Raw genomic sequence first — 7,975 nt, 5'->3', positions numbered from 1 at the left:
GCCGCCCTGCGGGCCGCCGGGCTGCGGGCCGCCGGGGCCGGGCTGGCCGGCGCCGGGGTAGCCGTAGCCGGGCTGCGGCTGGCCGCCGTACGGGCCGGCGGGCTGCGGGGCGCCGCCGCTCGACAGCAGGTTCGCCTTGAGCGCGGGGACGGTGTGGCCGAGGACCGCGCCCGCGGCCATCGCGAGGTTCGCGATGAACGCCAGGATCAGGCCGATGCCGATGCCGATGTCGATGCCACCGCCGAGCTCGCCGACGACGTCCTTGAAGATGTTGCGCGGACCGCCGAAGAGGGCGAAGAGCGAGCTGAAGGCCGCGGCGACCGACAGTGCGGTCCCCCACTGGTCCAGCCTGAGCCCGCCGAACTCGCGGTCGCCGGTCTTCATCCGGCCGAGGACGATGAGCGCGGCGGCGAAGATGCCGGACAGGAAGACCGCGGGCAGCAGCGGGAACTGGTCGGCGTCCCAGCTGCTGGGGATGTCGCCCCCGCAACTGCCCCCGCCGCAGTCCACCGAGATGCTGTCGAGGAACGAGGCGATAATCAGCAGCAGCGCTGCTCCGATCACTACGCCGTCGCCCCGAGTGAGTGAGCGGATGTTCACGAAATGTCCTTTACGTTTAGGTCGTTGTCGCTGTTGCTGGTGCAGCCGCCTGCGCTGCTGAGCGCGAAATGCCGCCCCATCGTACGGGTCGGCGGATCGGCCACATCGGGCCCCCTGGCCACGAGTCCCCCTTGTTCCCCCGGTGCCTTTCCCGGTCTGTCGACGACCTGCGGCCTACCCTGTCAGGAAAGCCCCGATGCCGTTCGTGATTCCGTGCGCCGCCCGCTGCCGCCATGCGGCGTCCGTCAGCAGGCCGGCGTCCTTAGCGTCCCGCATGTTGCCGCATTCGATGAAGACTTTGGGCACAGTCGAGAGGTTCAGCCCGCCCAGATCGGTGCGCACCGTGAAGCCTGTGTCGTTGCCCACATAGTTGGAGGGCTTGCTTCCGGTTCTCTTCGCGAAGTGCGACTTCAACTCCTCGCCGAGCTGCCGCGACGGCTTCACGATGGCGGTGGTGTCCGCCTTTCCCTCGTGCACCCGGCCCGGCAGGATCACGTGGAACCCGCGGGCGCCGGGACCGCTCCCGTCGGCGTGGATGGAGACGGCGGCGTCGGCCCCGGCACGGTTGCCGGCCTCGGCGCGCTCGTCGATGCACGGCCCGTAGGGGCGGGCGCCGTCGTGCGTCAGCCGTACCTCCGCACCCTGCGCGCGCAGCAGCGCACGGGCGCGGCGGGCGACGTCGAGGTTGAAGTCCGCCTCGGCGTAGCCGGCGTTGGTGGCCGTGCCGGTGGTGTCGCACGCCTTGCGCACGGTGCCGATGTCGACCTGGCGGTTGATCTCGGCCACGTGGTCGCGGTTGTTCGGGTTGTGCCCGGGATCCAGCACGATCACCTTTCCGGCCAGCGGCTTCTCGCCCACCTCCGGATCCTTCGACTGCGCGGGATCCGCGTCGGCGGGGCGGCTCGGGGAGGAGGACGCCGACGAGGCCCGGCCGGGTTCCCGCCCGTTCGACGCGTTCTCCGCGGAGCCGTCGCCGGCCGCCGACTGCCACACCAGCACCCCGGCGACAGCCAGCGGCGCCACGGGCGCGAGCAGGAGGGAGGTGCGGAGCGGACGCCTGTTCTGGCTGGACACCCGTGCGACCGTAGCAGAAGCGTCGGAGGGTCAGATTCCCGCTCCGGTACGGCGCAGGACCCGCAGGCTCCCGGTCGCGGCGGTCTCCGTGAAGGCGCCCGAGGCCAGCGCCCGCCGGTAGATCCGGTACGGTGCCTGCCCGCCGTCCGCCGGGTCGGGGAAGACGTCGTGCACGGCCAGCAGGCCGCCCGGCGCCAGGTGCGGGGCCCACCCCTCGTAGTCGGCGGCGGCGTGCTCGTCGGTGTGGCCGCCGTCGACGAAGACCAGCCCGAGCGGCCGGTTCCACAGCGCGGCCACCTGCGGCGAGCGGCCGACGACGGCGACGACGTGGTCCTCCAGACCGGCCGCGTGCAGGGTCCGGCGGAACGCCGGCAGGGTGTCCGTCAGCCCCGTCGCGGGGTCGACGAGCGCGGGGTCGTGGTACTCCCAGCCGGGCTGCTGCTCCTCGCTGCCGCGGTGGTGGTCGACGGTGACGGCGACGACGCCGGGGCGGGCCGCCCCACGGGCGGCGGCGGTGGCCGCACGGGCGGCGGCGGCGAGCAGGATCGTGGACCGGCCGCAGTACGTGCCGACCTCCAGCAGGGGGAGCCCGAGGCCGGCGGCCCCGGCCGCGGCGGCGTACAGGGCCAGGCCCTCGTCGCGGGGCATGAAGCCCTGCGCGGCCTCGAAGGCGGCGAGGACGCCGGGGCCGGGCCCGGCGTCCCCGGCCTGCCCGGGCCCGCTCTCCCGCTGCCGCTGGCGTTCCGGTTCCATCGGCGGTGCCTTTCGTCGGTCGGTGGGCGTGGTGGCCGGAGCGGCGCCGCCGGCGTCCGGGCACCCGACCGATCCTGCCCCATGGGCGTACGACCGAGGTCGGATGGCCCCTACACCGATATCCCCGTGCACCTTGTCACCTGCCGGTGCGACGATGGACGGCATGCCCCAGTCCCCACCCGGCACCCGGCTGCCGACCGCCGCCGGGAGCCGCGCCGCCGCGCCGCTGTGGGTCATCGTGCTCACGGCGTGCGCGGGCCAGTTCCTCGTCGTGCTCGACGTCTCCGTCGTCAACGTCGCGCTGCCGTCGATGCGCGCCGACCTCGGGATGAGCGCGTCGGGCCTGCAGTGGGTGGTGAACCTGTACACGCTGGCCTTCGCCGGGCTCATGCTGCTCGGCGGCCGGGCCGGGGACCTCTTCGGCCGCAAGCGCGTCTTCCTCGTCGGCCTCGCCCTGTTCACCGCCGCCAGCCTCGCCGGCGGCCTGGCGCAGCAGCCCTGGCAGCTGCTCGCCGCGCGGGCGGCGCAGGGCGTCGGCGCCGCGGTGCTGGCGCCGTCGACGCTGACGCTGCTCACCTCCTCGGTGCCCGAGGGCCCCGCGCGGGTGCGCGCGATCGGGACGTGGGCGGCGGTCGGCGCGGGCGGCGGGGCGGCCGGCGCGCTGATCGGCGGGGTGCTGACGGACGCGCTGTCGTGGCGCTGGGTGCTGCTGATCAACGTGCCGATCGGCGCCGTCGTCCTCACCTGCGCGGCGCTGTGGCTGACGGAGAGCCGGGGCGGGCAGCGGCGGCGGCTCGACATACCGGGCGCGGTCCTGGTCACCGCCGGGATCGGCGCCGTGTCGTACGGCATCGTGCAGACGGAGAGCCACGGCTGGACGTCGGCCGCGGCGCTGCTGCCGCTGGCCGGCGGGCTCGCGCTGGTCGCCGTGTTCCTGGTGGTGGAGGGGCGGACGCAGGCGCCGCTGGTGCCGCTGGGGCTGTTCCGGCTGCGCGCGGTGTCGGCGGCCAACACGGCGATGTTCGTCACCGGCGCGGCGATGTTCTCGTCCTGGTACTTCCTCTCCCTCTACATGCAGAACGTCCTCGGCTACACGCCCATCGAGGCCGGTCTCGGCTTCGTGCCGCACTCGCTGACGATCGTCGCGGCCTCGAAACTGGCGCCGCGGCTGCTCGCCCGTACGGGCGCGAAGGCGCTGGCGGTCACCGGCGTGCTGATGGCGGCGGCCGGCTATCTGTGGCAGAGCACGGCCGGCGCCGGCGGGGAGTACGTCACCGACATCGTCGGCCCCGGAATCCTGATGATGGCCGGGGTGGGCTTCATGATCACGCCGCTGGCCCACCTGGCGACCTCGGGCGCACCCGCGGACGACGCGGGCGTGGTGTCCGGGGTGATGAACACGTCGCGGACGATGGGCGGTTCGCTGGGCCTCGCGGTGCTGTCCACGGTCGCCGCCACCCGCATCGGCGCCGGCTCCGATCCGGAGGTGCTGGCCTCGGGGTACTCGCTGGCGTTCCAGACCGGGGTCGGGATCCTGCTGGGCTGCGCCGCCCTGATGCTCATAGCCCTGCCCCGCCCGCCCGACGCCGCGCCGGAGCCGGCGAAGGCCTGAGCCGCCGAGGAGGGCTGAGCCGGCGAGCGCCTGAGCCGGGTGGCGGCCCGGCGCGGGTCAGCGGGGCGTCGTCAGCCCGTCCGCCTCCGCGCCGCGGCTGAGGACGACGTCGCCGATGCGGTCGCGTACGCGCTCGTAGTGCTCCGGGGCGTCGCCGTCGGCCAGTTCGGCGTTCAGGTCGACGACCCGCGGCGGCCCCGCGCTCTCGTGGTCCATCAGCTGCGGCAGGAACTCCGCCTTCGTCACCCGCCAGCGGGCGCTGCCCGGATCCGGCGGCGAGAAGGTGAAGCGGCCGATGGTGCCCTGGTTGCCGCGCGGGTCGCGCTCGCCCGCGTGGTTGATCATGCGGCCGGCGATCTGGTCGCCCATGCCGTAGACGACCCAGGTGCCGTTCACCTTCTCGTACGCCTGCGGCACGTGCGCGTGCGTGCCGAGGATCAGGTCCACGTCCGGCGCCCCGGCCGACCGGGAGGCGGTCAGCTCGCGGGCGAGCCGCCGCTGCGCGGCGTCCGGCGCGTCCTGCCACTCGGTGCCCCAGTGCAGGCTGACGACGACCACGTCGGCGCCGGCCCGGCGGGCGCGCCGCGCGTCGGAGACGATCCGCTCGGGGTCGGTGATGTTCACCGCCCACGGCTTGTCCGGCGGGGCGGAGATGCCGTTCGTGCCGTACGTGTACGCCAGTTGCGCCACGATCGCGCCGCCCGCCTCCAGCAGCGCCGGCCGCTGCGCCTCGGCGGGGGTGCGGGCGGAGCCGGTGTGCGCGACGCCGGCGGCGTCGAGGGCGTCGAGCGTGCGGCGGACGCCGGGGAAGCCGGAGTCGAGCGTGTGGTTGGAGGCGGTGGAGCAGGAGTCGTAGCCGGTGGCCTCGACGGCGGCGGCGATCTGCGGCGGCGAGGCGAAGGACGGGTAGCCGGTGTAGGGGCCGCCGGCCGGCCCGAAACTGGTCTCCACGTGGCAGATCGCCAGGTCGGCGGCGGAGATGACGGGCTTGACGCCGGCCAGCATGGGAGCGAAGTCGTGGCCGTCGCCGCCGGCGTCCCGGCCGGCCTGCTCGATGACCGAGTCGTGCGGGAGGATGTCGCCGGTGGCGACCAGGGTGAAGGGCGACCGCGCCTCCTTGCCGGGGGCCTTGCCCTCGTCGGGGGTGGTGTCGGCCGGCCCGTGGGCGCAGGCGGTGACGGCGGCGAGCAGGGCGGCGGCGAGCGCCAGGGCCCCGGTGGTTGTACTAGTCGTTTTATATACGCGCATGTCTTGAATGCACAGGAGCGGGGCAGGCCATACAAGAAGCCCGGCCGGGGCTGTCCCCTGAACGGCGGCCCGGGATCGCGCATATGCGCCCGCGGGGAGCCATGACCGCAGGTGGCTGAATGCTGACGGAGTGTCAGCGGGGCGGGCTTGCCGGTCTTCCCAACCGCGGAGGACTGCGTTATACATGTAACCGACGGCTAGAACGTGTTCTTGTCACAAGCGTCACGTCGCCGTTCCCGAGAGCGACCCCGGCGTGCCGACTGGTGCGGACGGCACGCCGGGGTCTTCTCGCGCTCTCGAAGGACCCGGGTGCCGCGGGCCCCGGTCACCCGCACGGCGAAGGAGCCAGCACCGCCATGCCCATCGACGCCGCCCGGGCCCTCGCGGCCGAGCCCCGCGTGACCACGCTCGCCTGGACCCGCAAGGACGTCCTCCTCTACCACCTGGGCATCGGCGCCGGCCGCCCCGCCACCGACCCCGGCGAGCTGCGCTACGTCCTGGAGAGCCGGCTGCACGTGCTGCCCAGCTTCGTCACCGTCGCCGGCGACCGCGGCGTGGCCGGCGAGGGCGCGGGGCTCGACGCCCCCGGCGTGGACGTCGACCTCACCGCCGTACTCCACGGCGCCCAGCGCATCGCGCTGCACCGCACGCTGCCGCCCGCCGGCGAGGCGACCCGCACGTCGCGCATCGCCGCGGTGTACGACAAGGGCAAGGCCGCCGTGCTGGTGCTGCGCTCCGAGGCGGCCGACCGCGACGGCCCGCTGTGGACCTCCGACACCCAGCTCTACGTGCGCGGCGAGGGTGGCTTCGGCGGCGAGCGCGGCCCGTCGCCGCGGCTGCCCGCGCCCGGGCGGGAGCCGGCGTACGTCGTCGACCGCGGCATCCGCGCCGACCAGGCCCTGCTCTACCGGCTGTCCGGCGACTGGAACCCGCTGCACGCCGACCCGGAGTTCGCCGCGCTGGCCGGGTTCGAGCGGCCGATCCTGCACGGGCTGTGCTCGTACGGGATGGCGCTGAAGGCGGTGGTGGACACGGTGCTGGACGGGGACGTCGGCCGGGTGCGGTCGTACGCGACGCGGTTCGCGGGGGTGGTGTACCCGGGCGAGACGCTGCGGATCCGGATGTGGCCGGAGCCGGGGGAGGCGGGGGAGTCCGGGGCGGCGGGGGCCGGGCGGATCCGGCTGACCGCGGGGGCGGTCGAGCGGGGTGAGGCGCCGGTGCTGGCGGACACGGTGGTCGAGTACGGCTGAGCGCGGTCGGCACGTACGCGGGGGCGCGGCCGCCGCGCCGCGCGGCCACGGCTCAGAGCGGGGCGTGCCGCAGCGGTACGGGGCGCGTTGCGGCGCCCCGCTCCGGGGCGGTGCCGGCGGTACCGGTGGCTTCGGCGGTACCCGCGGCTCCGTCCGGGGCGGAGTCCGCCGGCGCCGGGGGCGCCCCGTCCCGTAACCCGGCCGCCGGCTCTCCGGCGGGGTCCGCCGCCGGGTCGGGGACCGCGAGCCGGGCCAGCCCGCAGGGCTGCGCCGGCGTGGCGTACGGCAGCCGCAGCTCGCCGGACTCCGTCCACAGCCCGCTGCCGGTGATCCACCCCGGCAGCGGCGGCAGTGGGACGAGCCGCCGCGCCGCGGGCCGCCACACCCCCAGCCGGCAGCCGCCGGGACCGTCGAGCCGCAGCGCCACCCCGCACTGCTCCGGCGTCAGCACCTGCCCCGGCTGCACCGCGAACGGCGTCACCGCCGTGTCCCGCGGGCACAGGGCCTCGGGAAACCGCACCGGCCGCCCGCTGCCCAGCACCCCCCACCCCAGCCGGTCGCGCCCGGGGGCGTCGGAACGCAGCAGCAGCAGCCCGCTGTCGGGGTCGGCGAGCAGCAGGCGGTCGTTGCTCTCTGCGGTGAGCTGCAGCAGCGGGCTGACCTCCACCCCGCCGTGCAGCCCGACCGTGACGGTCTTCGTCCGCCCGGCCAGCTCCTGGTCGACGGCGAGCGCCCGGCCCGTACGGTCCAGCCAGCCGCGCCCCACGCACCGCCCCGGCACCTCGCCGACCCGCTCCGGCCGTTCCGCGCCGCCGCCCGCGAACCCGCCCCCGTACACCCGCCACACGGCGGTGGTCTCCCCGTCCGGGTCCAGGGGCGCCAGCGCGTAGACCTCGGCGCTCTCCGGTGCGGGCGGCACCAGGGCGAGCCGCGGCGCGGGCACCGAACCGAGGGCCTGCTCGGTGGTGTCGGGGCCGGAGGGGTGCAGGAGGGAGAAGGTGTGCTCGGTGCCGGCGACGAGCCGGCGGATCAGCACGCGGCCGTCGGCGAGCGGCAGCACCGTGGTCCCGGGCTCCTCGGGCTGGGCGCAGGGCAGCGGGACGGTGTAGGGCTCGGGGCCGTGGAGGGTCCAGCGTTCGGGGTACCAGTGGCCGTCGGCGTCCGTGGCGAGGCAGGCGCCGTACGCGCCGTCGGCGGTGAGCGTGAAGCCGGCCCGGCCGACGGGGCGCCCGGGGCCGGCGCGGCGGCCGGTCCCGGGGGAGCGGGGAGGTGGCGTGGCGGCGGGGGAGTCGGGATGCGGTGTGGCGGCGGGGGAGTCGGGAGTCGTGGTGCCGGGTGCCGGTGGCGAGACCGCCACCGTCGCGGGCGCGGGCGTGCCCGAAGCCGCCGCCGCGGCCGCCGCCGCAGCCGCGGCCCCCGCGGCTCCCGCGGCTCCCGT

Annotated in this window: 6 protein-coding genes and 1 pseudogene; 2 read left to right on the top strand and 5 right to left on the bottom strand. The window is 75.8% G+C overall.

Annotated features, from left to right (window positions below; genetic code table 11):
* The 3 genes and pseudogenes from ABD317_RS30275 to ABD317_RS30265 form a co-directional block, all read right to left on the bottom strand.
* Positions 1 to 600 (bottom strand): annotated as a pseudogene (locus tag ABD317_RS30275) (hypothetical protein); the annotation flags it as partial.
* Positions 601 to 774: 174 nt separating this feature from the next.
* Complete coding sequence (locus ABD317_RS30270) at positions 775 to 1,674, bottom strand: N-acetylmuramoyl-L-alanine amidase (RefSeq protein WP_344293981.1); 900 nt, start codon at positions 1,672 to 1,674, stop codon at positions 775 to 777.
* 30 nt (positions 1,675 to 1,704) lie between these two features.
* Complete coding sequence (locus ABD317_RS30265; RefSeq protein ID WP_425582473.1) at positions 1,705 to 2,427, bottom strand: class I SAM-dependent methyltransferase; 723 nt, start codon at positions 2,425 to 2,427, stop codon at positions 1,705 to 1,707.
* 154 nt (positions 2,428 to 2,581) lie between these two features.
* Here ABD317_RS30265 and ABD317_RS30260 point away from each other — a divergent pair, with 154 nt between their 5' ends.
* Positions 2,582 to 4,039 carry an MFS transporter gene (locus ABD317_RS30260; RefSeq protein ID WP_344293979.1) on the top strand — a complete coding sequence of 486 codons (1,458 nt, stop codon included), beginning with the start codon at positions 2,582 to 2,584 and terminating at the stop codon, positions 4,037 to 4,039.
* 57 nt (positions 4,040 to 4,096) lie between these two features.
* On the opposite strand, the gene ABD317_RS30255 is transcribed toward ABD317_RS30260, so the two are convergent.
* Entirely contained in the window at positions 4,097 to 5,287 is a 1,191-nt protein-coding gene (locus ABD317_RS30255) for a CapA family protein (RefSeq protein WP_344293977.1), read from the bottom strand.
* Positions 5,288 to 5,643: 356 nt separating this feature from the next.
* Here ABD317_RS30255 and ABD317_RS30250 point away from each other — a divergent pair, with 356 nt between their 5' ends.
* Positions 5,644 to 6,537, top strand: coding sequence for a MaoC/PaaZ C-terminal domain-containing protein (locus tag ABD317_RS30250; RefSeq protein WP_344293975.1), 894 nt, complete (start codon positions 5,644 to 5,646; stop codon positions 6,535 to 6,537).
* A 52-nt stretch (positions 6,538 to 6,589) separates the two neighbouring features.
* On the opposite strand, the gene ABD317_RS30245 is transcribed toward ABD317_RS30250, so the two are convergent.
* Positions 6,590 to 7,894 (bottom strand): hypothetical protein, encoded by a 1,305-nt coding sequence (locus ABD317_RS30245; RefSeq protein ID WP_344293983.1) that lies wholly within the window; start codon positions 7,892 to 7,894, stop codon positions 6,590 to 6,592.
* Between the last annotated feature and the right edge of the window lie 81 nt (positions 7,895 to 7,975).

Source organism: Streptomyces synnematoformans, from assembly GCF_039531005.1.
Classification (GTDB): Bacteria; Actinomycetota; Actinomycetes; order Streptomycetales; family Streptomycetaceae; genus Streptomyces; species Streptomyces synnematoformans.
The sequence above is the reverse complement of the archived record's forward strand: the minus strand, read 5'-3'. Positions and strand labels throughout refer to the sequence as shown.

Coding starts and splice junctions, on each gene's coding strand:
- ABD317_RS30250 (WP_344293975.1), top strand. CDS start 5,644: ATGCCCATCGACGCCGCCCGGGCCCTCGCGGCCGAGCCCCGCGTGACC.
- ABD317_RS30265 (WP_425582473.1), bottom strand. CDS start 2,427: ATGGAACCGGAACGCCAGCGGCAGCGGGAGAGCGGGCCCGGGCAGGCC.
- ABD317_RS30260 (WP_344293979.1), top strand. CDS start 2,582: ATGGACGGCATGCCCCAGTCCCCACCCGGCACCCGGCTGCCGACCGCC.
- ABD317_RS30255 (WP_344293977.1), bottom strand. CDS start 5,287: ATGCGCGTATATAAAACGACTAGTACAACCACCGGGGCCCTGGCGCTC.